The 15699-nt window shown below is 47.0% G+C and carries 11 protein-coding genes; 7 read left to right on the forward strand and 4 right to left on the reverse strand.

The window, feature by feature from the left end; translation table 11 throughout:
- Positions 1-40 precede the first annotated feature (40 nt).
- Positions 41-1801, forward strand: a complete 1761-nt coding sequence (locus KE626_RS16420; RefSeq protein WP_211974008.1) for an ABC transporter ATP-binding protein — start codon at positions 41-43, stop codon at positions 1799-1801.
- Positions 1802-1855: 54 nt separating this feature from the next.
- On the opposite strand, the gene KE626_RS16425 is transcribed toward KE626_RS16420, so the two are convergent.
- The gene (locus KE626_RS16425; protein WP_211974009.1) at positions 1856-4096 is read right to left on the reverse strand and encodes a GDSL-type esterase/lipase family protein; all 2241 of its coding nucleotides are present in this window, start codon (positions 4094-4096) and stop codon (positions 1856-1858) included.
- A gap of 285 nt (positions 4097-4381) precedes the next feature.
- Between KE626_RS16425 and KE626_RS16430 the strand changes: the two genes are divergently transcribed.
- Positions 4382-5224: an ankyrin repeat domain-containing protein gene (locus KE626_RS16430; protein ID WP_211974010.1), complete on the forward strand. Its 843-nt coding sequence runs from the start codon at positions 4382-4384 to the stop codon at positions 5222-5224.
- A gap of 90 nt (positions 5225-5314) precedes the next feature.
- Positions 5315-5626 (forward strand): hypothetical protein, encoded by a 312-nt coding sequence (locus tag KE626_RS16435; protein ID WP_211974011.1) that lies wholly within the window; start codon positions 5315-5317, stop codon positions 5624-5626.
- A 71-nt stretch (positions 5627-5697) separates the two neighbouring features.
- Here the strand turns inward: KE626_RS16435 and KE626_RS16440 are convergent, their stop codons facing one another.
- Positions 5698-6771 (reverse strand): alkaline phosphatase, encoded by a 1074-nt coding sequence (locus tag KE626_RS16440; RefSeq protein ID WP_211974012.1) that lies wholly within the window; start codon positions 6769-6771, stop codon positions 5698-5700.
- 419 nt (positions 6772-7190) lie between these two features.
- On the opposite strand from KE626_RS16440, the gene KE626_RS16445 reads away from it, so the two are divergent.
- Positions 7191-7595 carry a contact-dependent growth inhibition system immunity protein gene (locus tag KE626_RS16445; protein WP_211974013.1) on the forward strand — a complete coding sequence of 135 codons (405 nt, stop codon included), beginning with the start codon at positions 7191-7193 and terminating at the stop codon, positions 7593-7595.
- A 392-nt stretch (positions 7596-7987) separates the two neighbouring features.
- On the opposite strand, the gene dinB is transcribed toward KE626_RS16445, so the two are convergent.
- A complete protein-coding gene (dinB, locus tag KE626_RS16450) occupies positions 7988-9106 on the reverse strand; it encodes a DNA polymerase IV (RefSeq protein WP_211974014.1) in 1119 nt (372 codons plus the stop codon).
- Positions 9107-9243: 137 nt separating this feature from the next.
- On the opposite strand from dinB, the gene KE626_RS35075 reads away from it, so the two are divergent.
- Positions 9244-9858, forward strand: a complete 615-nt coding sequence (locus KE626_RS35075) for a pentapeptide repeat-containing protein (protein WP_211974015.1) — start codon at positions 9244-9246, stop codon at positions 9856-9858.
- A gap of 97 nt (positions 9859-9955) precedes the next feature.
- Here KE626_RS35075 and lacZ read toward each other — a convergent pair whose 3' ends face one another.
- Positions 9956-13117: a beta-galactosidase, LacZ type gene (gene lacZ / locus KE626_RS16460; protein ID WP_211974016.1), complete on the reverse strand. Its 3162-nt coding sequence runs from the start codon at positions 13115-13117 to the stop codon at positions 9956-9958.
- A gap of 143 nt (positions 13118-13260) precedes the next feature.
- Between lacZ and KE626_RS16465 the strand changes: the two genes are divergently transcribed.
- The gene (locus KE626_RS16465) at positions 13261-14709 is read left to right on the forward strand and encodes a serine hydrolase domain-containing protein (RefSeq protein ID WP_211974017.1); all 1449 of its coding nucleotides are present in this window, start codon (positions 13261-13263) and stop codon (positions 14707-14709) included.
- A gap of 38 nt (positions 14710-14747) precedes the next feature.
- Complete coding sequence (locus tag KE626_RS16470; protein ID WP_211974018.1) at positions 14748-15629, forward strand: AraC family transcriptional regulator; 882 nt, start codon at positions 14748-14750, stop codon at positions 15627-15629.
- The last annotated feature ends 70 nt before the right edge of the window (positions 15630-15699 follow it).

A 15699-nucleotide genomic window follows, 5' to 3' on the forward strand; every position in this document is an offset into this window, starting at 1 on the left:
AATGGTTATTTTTAACCGCAGATGATTTAAACCCGGAACTATGCCCAACCCTTATATTTCGTTACTGAAAACAGCCTGGAAGTATGCCCGGCAGCAACGTAAAAAGTACCTGCTTTTATATGTACTGTTTTTCCTGGCCAACATCACCTTTTCCTTACACCCGGTAGTATTTGGCTGGTTTATCGGCAAAATCCAGGAAGATGCCGCCCACCTGCCCCGTTACGCCCTCATATATGTAGGTGCATATTTTACCATCAAGCTGGTGGAATGGCTCTTCCATGGCCCCGCCAGGATCATGGAGCGGCAGCTGGCCTTTAACCTGAGCCGCAACTTCCTGCAGGAACGGTATCACCAGGCCCTGCATCTGCCGGTGAAATGGCACCAGGATAACCATAGCGGGGCAGTGATTAACCGTATCCGGAAAGCATATGAGTCACTGAAAGAATTTTTTGAACGGGGGTTTATGTACCTGCATGCTCTCTGCAAACTGCTTTTTTCCATGGTGGCCATGTTGTACTTCTCCCCTTTGTATGGCGCCATCGGTATTGCGATGGGGGTAGGTTGTATGTGGATAGTGCTGCGGTTCGACCGTCCTTTTATAAAAACGCTGAACGAGATGAATGAACGGGAACATGTGGTGTCTGCCACGTTGTTTGATAGTCTTTCCAATATCATGACCGTTATTACCCTTCGCCTCGAAAAAAGCATGGAAAACGGTTTGATGGCCAAAGTACAGCGTATATGGCCTCCTTTCCGGAAAAACACCCTTATCAACGAATGGAAATGGTTTGCGGCGGAAATGGTGATCGCACTGATCTACTGCGTGATCACCATCGGCTATATTTTCCAGCATTGGGTACCGGGCGAAGTATTTTATGTAGCCGGACTGGTGGCCCTGCTGGGCTATGTAAACCAGTTTACCAGCGTATTCCAGGATGCGGCCTGGCAATATACCGATGTGGTACAATTCAATACGGCAGTGGAAACAGCCGCCAATATCCGTGACGCCTATACGGAGCATCACCGGGCAGATGCCGCGTCAGAGCTTCCCGCCAGCTGGGAAAAAATAGAGATCCGGGACCTGAGCTTTTCCCACCTCACCTCGTATGACGACAGCTATGTACCGCAAAGTTTGCACGAACTGCATTTGCAGATAGAAAAAGGTAAGAAGATAGCCCTGATCGGTGAAAGCGGCAGCGGAAAAAGCACGCTCCTGGCCATCTTACGTGGATTGTACGAACCGGAAGCCAAAACCCGGCTGCAGGTCAACGGAGGCCCGTTACCGTTAGCTACGCTCAATGAGAGCGTTACCCTGTTTCCGCAGGAACCCGAAATTTTTGAAAATACCATTGAGTACAATGTAACCCTGGGCCTGCCATTTACTACCGAAGAAGTGCTGGCTGTTTGCGAAAGCGCTCATTTTTCGGAAGTGATAGACATGCTGCCGCAGGGACTGGCTTCAGATATCCGGGAAAAAGGAGTGAATCTTTCCGGCGGACAAAAACAACGGTTGGCACTGGCACGCGGTATATTGGCGGCACGCGACAGCCAGGTGATATTGCTGGATGAACCAACCAGCAGTGTTGATCCTAAAACAGAGGCCATGATCTATGAAAAAATGTTCCAGGCTTTTGCGGATAAAGCCATTATTTCGTCGATGCACCGGTTGCACCTGCTTCCGCAGTTCGATTATATTTATGTACTAGGCCAGGGCCGCATTGTAGCAGAAGGTACCTTTCATTACCTGCGCCACAACAGCACTCACTTCCAGGAACTCTGGAAGCACCAGGAAAATAAGTAACCCATTATAAAAAGGTTCCGGCAACGTAATATCGCCGGAACCTTTTTATAATGATCACAATTTTACCAACTTATAACGCCGGTTGTTATTGATGACAATAAAATAAATCCCCGGCCGCCACTGGCTCACATCCAGGCGGTTACCCGTAGCTTTCTGACGGATCTGTATCAATGCTCCCTGTACATTGTATACCTCCACCTTATACACTTCATTGGTGATACCCTGCAGCAACACATAATCCTTCGCCGGATTGGGATATAACCCGGCGGAGACAGCACGAACTTCGGCTTTTATCATGCCGGGGGCGGCTGCCACTGCACGACGACCCGTCATCGTATGAAGCGCACAAAGCGAGTCCGGAATGGCGGCTGCCACCACCCGTTGAAACAGGATACTTTGTCCCAGCGCATTGAAATGTACATCATCTCCGCTATTGTAGGCAGGCTCAATGAGTCCTGTGCTGGTTGCTAAACCATCATAGAAATTGATGGATTTACTGCCAAAATACGCAACAATGGTATCCTTCATTTGCCGCAGCCGGGCGGCGGCAGCAAATCCGAGGTTGCCACGTGGTTGTGTGGTAGTCACCCATAGCGGGATGTTTGACTGTGCCGCCAGTTGTTTCAGCGCAAGGTAGTTAGCGGTTTGTTTTGCCAGCGGGAAACCGCGTGCTTCATCATTGGTAGGCATATTAATGATGATCGCATCGGGATTCAGCGACAGCGCCTTTGTAATATTATGCTGCATATCTACATAAAAAGTATTACCCAGCGAAGTATAAGGTGGTGTGCCATCGGGCATAATATGTTGCGTGGTATAGCCTCCGATCGCCAGGTTGATCACAGTATCTGCCGCGTTGTGACTGGATTTGAGGTAACGGGCAAAACGAAACGTCCATGCACTGTCGCGGCTGGGCAGCCCGTTGCCCCAGGCAGTGGAAGAACCCAGCACAACAATGCGTAAGGGGTTGTTACAATTTGCCGGCGTGCCGGCCGGCTGGCCTTTTACCACGTTGCTATAGAAATGCCGGCTACCGGCAGCTTCCATATGAAGCCGGTAAAAGTAAAACTGGTTAGCCGTTACCGTTATATCGCTATAGGTATAGTTACGCGGGGTGGCGCTGCTGCCTGCCGCAGCCAGGTTGCCGATGGCGGCCCAGGTAAGAGAGTCGGTGCTTCGTTCTACCGTAAACGTGAGGGTATTACTTTCTTTTGCCGTAGTCCAGTCCAGCTTTATTTTTCCCGGCAAACTGTTTACGGTGAAGTCCGACAGCCGGAAAGGCGTGTAATACAATGTATCCGGTATTCCTTTTACTACGGCACTGAAGGTATGCTGATCGGAAGAGTCCATCATATTGAGGCGATAGTATTTGGGTTGCCGCGGGAAAGTCGTATCCGTGAGCGTATAGGCTTTGGCGATAGCGCTGTTGCCGGCAGCAGCCACCTGGCTAAGCTGGCTCCAGTTCAGCGAATCGCCGCTTTGCTCCACAACAAAAAGTTTGCTTTTTGTTTCGGTGGTTGTTGTCCATTTCAGTTGCAGCGAGTCTTTATACTGGCTTACCGTAAAGGACAACAGCTGGAAGGCAGGTGTGGTCACCGGTGTGCAAAGCACCTGTGGAATTTGTTTGGCTACTACCCTGTCGAATAATACCTGCTGACCGGCAGCGTTAAAATGAAAGCCGTCACCGGCGCTGTACACAGCTGCAATCTGGTTGCTGGCGGCGGCCAGACCGGTCCAGAAGTCAATGGCTTTATCGCCGAAGTAGTGCATGATGCTGTCTTTCATTTGCAGTAGCCGTCCTGCTCCGGCGGTACCGAGGTTGTCGCGGGGTTGGGTAGTAGCTACCCACAACGGGATATTATTTTGCGCGGCCACCTGCTTCAAAGCCAGGAAGTTGGCTGTTTGCACCGACAGTGGAAATCCGCGTCCTTCATCATCGTTGGAGATGTTGATGATAATGGCATCGGGCGAGAGCGAAACAGCGCGGGTAATATTTCTATTTACATCTACCGTAAAAGTGTTACCCAATACAGTATAAGGTGGTGTTCCTGTGGCCTGAATATTTTGCGTGGTATAGCCTCCCACGGCAAGGTTAATCAGCGTATCTGCCGGGTGGTGATTTGCTTTCAGATAACGGGCAAAACGGAAGGTCCATGCGCTATCGCGGCTGGGTACTCCATTGCCCCAGGCGGTGGAAGAGCCTAACACCACAATGCGTAAAGGGTTATTGCAATGCTGCGGGAAACAATACTTTGCGGCAACAAGCAATAAAGCAAACAGTACAATTTTTTTCATGGTAAAAGGGATTAGGTTGACATTACATTGGAGCAGGGTATCCGGTGGTATAGGTTACTGAAGTGGGTTTGATTCAGTGTTCCGGGCAAAGTAACGGTAAGCTGCCGCATAGCTTTTGCAGTGCGGTAATTGTTAGCTATTATCTTTTACATGATAATTAAGCCCCCGGAATAAGATCGCTCTTAAATATTAATAATTATCATTATCTTTGATCTTCAGGCCTACCGTGCTTTCATCCTATGGAAAGTTGTATCCCAGCAGCTATTATTTCACTATGAAAACCGTATGCAAAAAATTTCGCTGTATGATCTGAAGCGCAAAGTGAGAATCAGCCAGGAGCCGGACGAAATTATTACCGGGCTTGGCTACAACCTTTCTTCGCTTACACGGAACGAGCGCTCTGAGTTACTTTGCGATTTACTTGAAAACCAGGAAATATTTTTTGAAGCGGCTGAATTGCTGATAGAGGAAGGAGGGGCTGATATACATTACAGGAAAGAAGGAATTATCCCGATTATTTTTTGTGCGATTGGCGCCAACAAGCCGCAGGCTGTACTTTATGCGATGAAGAAAGGCGCCAGTCTGATCGTTGACAATCCCGATTACCTTTTTGCTATTGCCTATATCTTCAAACATCACCGGCTGGCGGCTATCACCGATATGCTGCTGATCCTGATCGAACATAATATCCATTTTAATTTTGTGCTCGCCAGCCAGGATACGCCTCTTTTACTGGCTACCCGGCATAATAACAACCGGGAGGTAGTGCAGTATTTGCTTTCAGAAGAAGTGGACAAATATGTATATGATGAAGATGGATTTATGGCGATCCACTATGTTCCTTTTGCCAAGGCGCCCAACCTGTATAAAGATATGATTACCACCATAGCGGACATACAGGTGAAGCCAAAGTTTGCTACCAGTATGGAGCCGGTGTTTGAATGTGTGATCAAAGTAAGTGAGCATCATACCTTTGAAGAGTTCATTCATGAAGCCCTCAACGCCTTCCTGGAAAACAGGCACCGCATGTATGATGATATTTTTGAGAAGTATTATTACCGTCTTCACCTGATCGCCGAGCATATTTCGCATATCCGGGCCGGCGAGGGCGATATCCGCCAGGTATGATTAAATTGGCTCAGCCTATTGTATATATGAAAAGGTTTTGATATTTTAGGGATAACAGACTATTTTACCAACACCTAAAAAATAACCAGCATGCTGACAACCCTTACTATTTTAGCCGTTGCATTTTTCGTAGCACATGTTTACCTGTTGTTTACCTCTTTCGGGAAAACGGGTTTCCAAAAACAAAAATACCTATGGTCGCATATTACTTTATGGATCACCGGGGGAATTGCCTGTTTAATTGCCCTGCTGTTTGCCGGCAAGTCGGTATCCGGCGTGATTGATGTGTTCGATACACCGGGGAAAGCCGCTATCCTGCTGTTGATCGCATTTGTATTATCTGGGGCGGCACACAGTATTGTAAAACTGCTGGTACTTCCAAAATACCAAAAAACGGCGTAGCGAACGCTAAAGAATATACGAAAAGGGGGCGCGTCATTAGTGACACGCCCCCTTTTTTATAGCCAATATGGTTACTTGTTCGTAAAATGTAAAGCCTCCATAAACTTTGCAAAAATGGTATTGTTCTGGTAAATGCCCATAAATGCGGCGGCGCCGGGTCCGAAAGCAAATACCGGTACCATCACACCCGTATGGTCATCTGTTGAAAATTTACCACTGATCTTTCCTGTTGCCAGATCGCCTTCTGAAATGGTAAGACCACCCGTTTCATGATCCGCTGTTACAACCACGAGTGTTTCCCCGTCTTTTATGGCAAAGTCGAGCACAGCGCCGATAGCGCGGTCAAAGTCGATCATTTCTTCCGTTACATACGACAAATCATTCGCATGGCCGCCGTCATCAATTTTCGAGCCTTCCACTACCAGGAAAAAACCTTTATTGTTTTGTTTCAGCAAATCGATCGCTGTTTTTGTGGTTTGCGCCAGCTGGTCCCCTCTTTCCGCTACCCTCTTCTCTTTTACAAGGCCCACCAGCTTACCATGCTTCACCGCTGTAATATCAGTTGTGGTATATTTTACCTGGTAACCTTTTTTTCCGAATTCATCCAGCAGGTTACGGCCATCTTTGCGTTGGTCAAAATGTTCTCTGCCCGCGCCTATCAATACATCCACATCAGATTTCAGATAATCCGCTGCAATTTCAGCGGCCATTTCCCTGGATGGTTCATGGGTGGCAAAAGTAGCCGGCGTAGCGTCTGTAATATCGGTAGTAACAACAATACCGGTAGCCAGTCCGTGCCGGTGGGCGATTTCAACGATCGTGGGTTTAGGCTTCCGGGCCGTGTCTACCCCGATGGCGCCGTTATATGTTTTCCCCCCGATAGCGAAAGCAGTGGCGCCGGCGGCCGACTCGGTGATATAGTCGCTGGCCGAATTGGTACGTGAAAAACCGATATACTTAAATCTTTCCAGGTTCAGCCAGCCTTTGTTGGCGGTTAACCCGGCATAGATCTGGGTGGTACCCATCCCATCTCCTATCATGAAAATTACATTTTTGATTTTGGGGGAAGAGGTGCCGGCAGTTTGTGCATGCAGTGGCTGGTACAGTGCTGCGGCACAGCAGGCCAACAAAATATATTTCCGCATTTGCTTTTATTTTGGAGAGATAAGATAATTGTTTCTGCCGGCAAAATCCGGTGTTTTGTTTGAACAACTGATAAGCTCAGAAAAGATAGGGCGTAATAAATTAACCGGATTTTCGTAACTTGCGTCCTCAAACTCCGGTAAGGAAGGCTTACAGGCAGCTGTATATGATAAGTTAAGGCCGGAGTGCTGTAACAGGAAATGTTAAAGGTGGAAAATTTTCTTTCTCCATCGACAATATTCATTATATTTATAGCTGTTGATCCTGGTTTCTTATAACCGCCGGCGCTGACCGGCTACCGCAACACCTGCAAAACTCCGCAGGAATCTGGCAGATGATCACCATCAAAAGAAAGATTGCGCGTTGAAATCATCTTCATAAATTATTATTTTATTAGTACGAAAAGAGAGACACATTTTTTATGAATAAGAAAGATATCTGGAGATATAAATCTTTGGAGCAGTTAGAGAATAAGAGTTGGGGAACGGCCACGGAACAGGATTCAGGACTAATTCAAAAATGTCTTGCCTTAGTTAAAGTACCAGTAGTAAAGTTATCTGCGAGCGAATTGCGTACGTTAATCGGACAATCATTTAACCCTACCTATTTGGTACCTTTAGCATTAGAGATATTAAAAAACGATGTACTGGTAACTGCTGGTATGTATCCCGGCGATTTGCTGAAGAACGTACTGGATGTACCTGCCACGTTTTGGGAAGAACACCCTGATCTTCACAAAAACCTGATCGACATGATGCAGGAAAGAAGTGAGGAAATTGAAACTGAAATTGACTTACCTGAATTCTGGCGTAAAGCAGAAGCCTAATCACGTTGGGACTGATAAAAGTACACGAACGGCAGCGCTGTTTGCCTTCATTGTCACTTATCTTTCTAATCAGCACCACAGGCCTGTAGTATTTCTTTCAGCTTATTCAACAATGCGATGCCATACAGATTTTTGGCAATGATCTTCCCTCAAGATCCTGCAAAAAATTTCGTGGTGTGCCGCTAACGCCATATAGGCGAACTGCTTCATTGCCCATGTTTTAAGGTCAAACACCTGCAGCCAGTTGAGCTGACAGGTAGCAATGTTATGAGCTATAACGCCCGGCCAGTGCCAATTTGCTGCCTTACCGAAAAAGGCAAACAGTTGGCTGACCCGGTATTGTTATACCTGGTCACGTAACAGCATTGCCTATTAAAATACGGGAGCAATTGTTATTCCTCAAAATTAAAAAGGGATAACTGCGGGGATGGGCCGGTCTTCCCCTCTGATGCCGGGGCTTCGTTAAAATTCGACAACGTAATACCTAACAGCCGTATGGGTTTATCTTCCGGCGAGGTAGCCGCCAGTAATTGTTTAGCCGTTTCAATGATAGTTTCAAAATCCCCCACCGGGAAAGGAAAGGATTGATTACGGGTGATCTGTTTAAAGTCGGCGTATTTTATTTTGAGGGTAATAGTACGCCCTTTCAGCTGGTAACGTTCCAGCCGGTCGTATACGGTTTTACCGATTTTTATCAGTTCGGCCTCCATATCAGCCACGGTGGTCAGATCGTAGGGGAACGTATCTTCGGCACCGAGCGACTTGGTTTCGCGGTGTGGCTGCACTTCCCGTTCATCTTGCCCCCGTACAATACGATAATAGAAACTGCCTACTTTCCCAAAATGCGTTTTCAGATCCTGCTCGGATAACTTTTTAAGATCAGCGCCGGTAAAGAGGCCCATCCTTTTCATTTTATCGGCAGTTACCTTACCAACGCCATGGAATTTTTCTACGGGCAGTTGCTCCATAAACGATTCAATGGAAGAAGGCCCTATAAAAGTCAGTCCATCCGGCTTATTCAGATCAGACGCAATTTTGGCGACAAACTTATTGATCGACACACCGGCTGAAGCAGTCAACTGCAGTTCGTCTCGGATAGCCTGTTTGATGAGTTTGGCGATTTCGATGGCAGAACCGATATGCTGTTTATCGGTTGTTACATCAAGATAAGCCTCATCAAGCGACAACGGTTCGATGAGGTCAGTATGCCGTGAAAATATTTCGCGGATACGCCGGGATACTTCTTTATATGCATCAAAACGGGGACGCACAAATATCAGTTCCGGGCATAACTGCTGCGCTCTTTTAGAGGGCATAGCAGAGCGCACGCCAAATTTACGGGCTTCATAACTGGCGGTAGCCACCACACCGCCACGGCCTTCGGGAGAGCCACCAACAGCAATGGCCTTGCCCCTGTAAAGCGGGTTATCACGTTGCTCTACAGACGCATAAAAAGCGTCCATATCAATATGAATAATTTTACGTTGTATGCTGTTTGAATTGTTCTCCATTTCTACACCAGGAAGCGATGTAAAGATACGATGAAATATATTCAGGGACCACGGGGTTTATGCTGCTGATCAGTAGTCTGCCACCCGGTTCATAATGTTAAATTTATGCCAAAACGCTCCGGGGAGCGTTTTTATAAGTGTTATCTTTAGCCACTAAATTTTATACCGTAGCGGACTACGATCAGGAACTTTCGCATGCACACAAAAAATTCGAAAACATCGTCTGGGAAGGCAAAACGATTGCCGGCCGTGAATTTTTTGATTGCCAGTTTTACAAATGCAGCCTGAAGGAATCTGTTTTTGTAGACTGCACTTTCGACAAATGTACTTTTGAGCACTGTGATTTGTCGCTTATACAGTTCAAACAAACGGGATTTAGCCGCATCGTGTTGCTGAACTCCAAAGCTATCGGTGTAGCATGGCATACCACCCGTAATCCGTTTTCGATGGAATTCCATCATAGCCGTATCAGCTTTAGTAGTTTTTCCGGCAAAAATCTCAGGAAAGGTATTTTTATTCACTGCCAGGCAGACGAAGTGGATTTTTCGTCGTGCAATTTATCGATGGCTACTTTTACAGGAACTGATCTGGCCGGAGCCCGGTTTTCGGAAACGGATCTTACGCAGGCTGATTTTGTAGATGCGCGGCGGTATGCGATCAATGTACAGGGCAATAAGGTGCGGAAAGCGAAGTTCAGTTTGCCGGATGCACTGGTATTGCTGGCGGGATTGGGTGTGGAGATTGTAGAATAGAAAGACGTCCGCATTATCCTGGCATCCTGGTTCTAAAATACGATAAAAAACCCCGGCCATACTCTACCGGGGCTTTTTCTCCACTTTTGCTTTCCTCTTATTTCAAAGGCTTTATCCAATAACTATACGACTGATCCGCATAAGGGATCCTGTATTCTTTCAACGGCATAGAACCCCAGCTGTCAATACCCTGCACACCCGATTGCTGCATATCTACATGCATATAAACGGTATCACGGGCAACCAGTTCGCCGGAATGATATTGCTTTTTATCCGCTTCCGGATCCAGGTCATCCAAGCTGTAAGGCAATGCAGAGAAATTAATCAGCTCTCCGGCATATTCAAAACGTAAACCCTTTCCTTTCCTGTTGGTGATATTCACCCAGCGCACATCAGATTTATTGCCGCTTTCCTGTGGACGGGCATAAGGAAAGTACTGGCTGTCGACCGACTGCTGATAGATACCGACAAAGGAAGCCGTCTTCCTGTCCCAATAGTTTTCCCAGGGACCACGGCCATAGTAGCTGATCTTATTTAACGCTTTATTCAGCCGCAGGTCATTACCTACCCGCAATAACAAAGGATATTTCCCTTTAATAACGTGCAGCTGGTTATCCACTTTTACGGCGCCATCGCCATACACGTGGAAAGTTTGTGTGATGGTTGCTTCACCTTCCAGTAACTCTTTCTGAATGGTTACCACGTAGCCTGCATCCGTTTTTTGGCTGGTAGCGCTCAACACTTTTCCTGCTTCGGCAGCATTACGCCATTTCCGGAGCGAATGGTTAAAGCCGGCTCCCAGGTCGTTGTCGGTGGGCGCACGCCAGAATGCCGGCTGAACAGCCCCTTGCAGCAACGGCGTACCTTGCAGCTCGTAGCCGTTAAGGGTTCCCTTGTTCAGGTCAAAAGACAATGAAAAGCCGCTGCCTTTGAATTGCAGCGATCCCGGAGTTGCTGTTGCTGTAAGTGCGGATTGTTTTGCGGTAATATTGGCGTCGCTTTTCGCCGCCTGCTGCCATACAAACTGTTCTGCCGCTATTTCGTAGCCGGCGGGCAGAAAGGGTTCTTTTTCTTTCAGTGCGTAGCGCACATTCAGAAAATATTCTTTACCTGGCTTCGCGACAGATTTCACCGGCAGCGGGATGTTGATCTTTTGTTGAGGCCCTGCCTTCAGCTCCCTGATTACGCCATGTTCTACCGGTTTTCCATCTTCCAGTATTTCCCAGTTCAGCTGGTAGTTAGCCAGGTCACGGAAGAAATAGCCGTTGCGGATGGTAATAGCATCACGACCATTAAAAGCGGTGCTGATATGCTGGTATACTTTCTTCACCTCCACGGCCATAGGTGTTAAGCCCCGATGGGCGGTTACCACCCCTTTTACGCAGAAATCGTTATCGCTGAAGTCTTCATTTACGGGTCCGCTCAGCGGGAAGTCGCCGCCATAGGCCAGTATGCGCTTACCGTTTTTCACCGTATCAATTCCCTGGTCTATCCACTCCCAGATAAATCCGCCCTGGAGATAAGGATTATTCTCGATCGCCGTCCAGTACTCCTGGAAATTGCCCAGGCTATTTCCCATGATATGTGCGTATTCACTCATGATCATCGGGCGATCCGGATTGCGTTGTGAATAACGCAGTAGCGAACCGGGAGAAGGATACTGAGGTACGATCATATCGGTATTATAGTCGTGCTCCGCACGCTCGTATTGCACCGGACGGGTATGATCAGTTGCTTTCAGCCAATCGTAGGCTTCATAAAAATTAGCGCCGTTGCCTGCTTCATTACCCAGCGACCAGGTAACTACTGCTGCATGATTTTTATCGCGCTCGTACATACGCTTTACTCTTTCAAGATGAGGCACGCGCCATTCTTTATCATTCGCAAACGTATAGGCGAGATCGTAGTAGCGGCCATGGGATTCAATATTGGCTTCATCTACCACGTACAGTCCGTATTCATCGCACAGCTGCATCCAGTAAGGATCGGGGGGATAGTGGGAATGACGCACCGCATTTACATTCAGTTGTTTCATCATCTCCATGTCCTTTCGCATGTCGTCGTGCGTAAGCGTATGCCCCTGCGTAGCGTTGTGTTCATGCCTGTTCACGCCTTTCAGGAAAATACGTTTTCCATTTACGAGGAAATTACGGTCGATGATTTCTATGGAGCGGAAGCCAACCCGCTGTGGAATTACTTCCAATACCTCCCCCGTTTTATCTTTCAAGGTAATGTAAAGGGTATACAGGTAGGGTATTTCGGCCGACCAGGTTTTTACAGCGGGTATTTCATGACTGAAACTAACGGTAGATTTATAATTACCCAGTACTTTCTGTATACCAGCCGTTTCTTCGCTGTACACGCTTTTACCGGCAGCATCACGGAGGTCTACAGCTACGGAGAATGTGTCCGGTTTACTATGGTTGGTATTTTTATCGATGCGGTAATTATCTACCTCCATATCAATTTTAAAAATACCATTGGTGTATGATTTATCGAGGGCAGATGTAATTTTAAAATCACGCACATCCATCTTTGGCGTGGAATAGAGGTATACTTCCCTTTCTATACCCGAAATACGCCACATATCCTGGCATTCCAGGTAGGAGCCATCGCTCCAGCGATATACCTGTAATGCGATGAGGTTCTCCCCTGGTTTTACATACCTGGTGATATCAAATTCCGCTGCCAGTTTACTGTCTTCACTATATCCTACTTTTTCGCCGTTTACCCAGATAAAGAAAGCCGATTTTACGGCGCCAAGATGAATGAATACCTGTCTGCCATCCCATTGCTGCGGGATGTTGATTTTTTTGCGGTAAGATCCAACCGGGTTATTATCTTCCGGAATATCAAAAGGTGCATTCAGGTCTTCGCCTGTTTTGGTACGACCGGCAAATTCATACGGCTGATTCACGTAAATGGGCAGGCCGTAGCCGTTCACTTCCCAATTGGCCGGCACTTTGAAATTATCCCAGGCCGCATCGTTAAAGTTTACTTTATAGAAGTCCATGGGCCGTTTGCGGGGATCCTGCACCCAATTAAATTTCCATTGACCATTGAGAGATATAAAATAAGCGGACTGCTCTTTTTCCCGCTGCTGCGCCAGGCTGGCGTTCTCGTAAGCAAAGGCGGTGGCGCGCATCGGCATCCGGTTTATCGACACCACTTCAGGTGTTTGTAATGCTGAGGGTAACTGTTGCGCCCACCCCTGCATACACAAAACGGCGAGGGCTACCAGTAGTAGTCTTTCTTTCATTGTTCAGTTAAAAAAGTTCAGTAACACATAAAGAAAAGCATATTTTTTCTAAACTAACGGATAAATATGATGAGCAGTATTGGGTAATATTATTATATTTCCTGTAAAACAAACAAGTTAACTTCATCATCCTCCTGTTTCGTATGAACAAAAAACGTTTGCAAATTTTACTGTTCCTTATCGGTTCCGGCATTATTTTTTACTTTCCCGGCAAAGCTCAGGACCGGGTTACCCAATTAAACACGTTATTTGACAGTCTTGCTGCCCGGCAGGATTTCAATGGCTGTATCCTTGTTGCTGAAAACGGCAAACCCATTTTCGAAAAAGCGGTAGGATACGCGGATCTTGACAAGAAAGTCCCCAATCGTATCAGCACCCGTTTTGAACTGGCGTCCGTATCCAAACAATTTACCGCGATGGCCATTATGCAATTAAAGGAGCAGGGAAAATTGCAGTACGATGATTCACTCCGGCAATATTTCCCGGCGCTGAAATTCACGGGTGTGACTATACGTCATTTACTCAACCAAACCTCCGGTATACCGGAGGTGCTGGCCTGGAACCAGCAACAACTCGACACTTCCAGGATCAATGGCAATATGGATATCATACAGCGGTTACCCAATGTGTACGACAGCACTTATTTTAAACCAGGTACCGCTTACCGCTACTCCAATACGAACTATTTGTTGCTGGCACAGATCGTTGAAAAAGTTTCCGGAGAAAAATTTGCAGACTATATGAGGCGGCACGTTTTTCTTCCGGCAGGTATGAAAAATACATTGGTATATTCCAGGCGCAGTGCGGTGCAACCTATCCCGGATTATGCATTGGGCTATATATGGGATGCCAGCGCCAATAAATTCCTGGACCCCGACAGCACTATGTCCAATAGTTACACTTATTACCTGGACCGCATTGCCGGACCATTTGGCATTTGCAGCAATGTAACCGACCTGCTTTCCTGGGATCAGGCGTTGTATACAGAAAAGCTGGTGAAAAAAGCTACCCTGCTGGAAGCATATACGCCGTTCCCTTTGAAAGAAGGGAATGCAGGCCTGGCGCCCGGACTCGATTATGGTTTTGGCTGGGTACTTTCCGCCGAACCTTCCAAGGGACAGAACGTTTGGCATAATGGTAGCTGGGGAGGTTATAATACCCTCATTACACGATATATTGATCATAATAAGACCATTATTATATTATCCAACATCGATCGGCTGGTGAATGTAATGACCCTCATTCCTTCCGTTGACGACATCGTATGGGGTAATCCTTATAGCATTCCGCAAAAAAAACCGCTCCCTTACAGTATCAAACTACCACAGGAAGCGCTGGATGCCTTAGCAGGCGTGTATCCGTTAACAGATAACCCGGCGTTAAAAATGCGTATTAATGTAAAGGGCAATAAAGTATATGCCACATTTGGTGATCAGTCGGCGGCGGAGATCTATCCTGAGTCGGCCGATACATTCTTTTACACCGTGGTGGACGCCAAACTCAAATTTGAAAAAGACCCTGCCGGTACACCCATTAAACTGACCTTATATCAAAACGGAAGGGAAATTATCATGACCCGCGGTACGAAATAAAATGGATTTTCTTACTTTGGGATAAAACCGCCAGCGTTATGATCAGGAAGAAAGAAGGCTTTCAGGGACAACGGATGATAGTAATACCACGCGATGTCCTGACCAGGAACTGTGAGAAGGAGCCTGTGCTTACTCCCCTATACATCACCGATATCGGTTATTATCCCAAAGCCCTTTTTCATCACCGGAAAAGAGCCCAGGGCGCGGATCAGCATATACTTATCTATTGCCTGGAAGGCAAGGGCAGTGTTACACTGAAAAAGGAAACCCTGCTAATCCAGGCCGGCGATTGCTTCCTGTTGCCCCGCAAATGGGCCCATGAATACAGTGCCGACGAAAATGATCCATGGACTATTTACTGGGCGCATTTCCTTGGCAGCAGTGCTGATGCCATTGTAGATGTGGCGATTAAAGAATGGAACGGCCACAAAACATTCCTGCCTCATTCACTGGAAAGACTGCAACAGTTTGAACAGATATACCAGCAACTGCAGCGTGGTTACCGCCAGGAAAACCTCGTCTACTCAAATATGAATTTCTGGTCTTTCCTCTCTTCCTGTATGTATCCCGGCATTACCCACCCCGGAAAAGCAAGCCAGCAGCACGATGCGGTGGACGTGGCCATCGATTATATGAATAGCCACCTGGACACCATGCTTACGCTGCGGCAAATGGCCAAAGCCGCTAACCTGTCGCAGTCGCATTTTTCCTTTCTTTTCAAAACAAATACCGGCTTTTCGCCCATCGAATACTTTAACCACCTGAAAGTACAGAAGGCTTGCCAGTACCTGCTTTTTACACCTTTGCGCATTAAAGAAGTGGCTGCTCAGCTGGGCATGGAAGATCCCTATTATTTCTCGCGCATGTTTACCCGGGTCATGGGTATTTCTCCCAACCAATACCGGGAAAAGAAAGTTTAATCGTAAGATAATCCATCATATTCAGCAGATCATCTAGCAGCATTCTCTGCTGTCCGGGCTATTTTTACAG

The organism is Chitinophaga hostae (genome assembly GCF_018224885.1).
Classification (GTDB): Bacteria; Bacteroidota; Bacteroidia; order Chitinophagales; family Chitinophagaceae; genus Chitinophaga; species Chitinophaga hostae.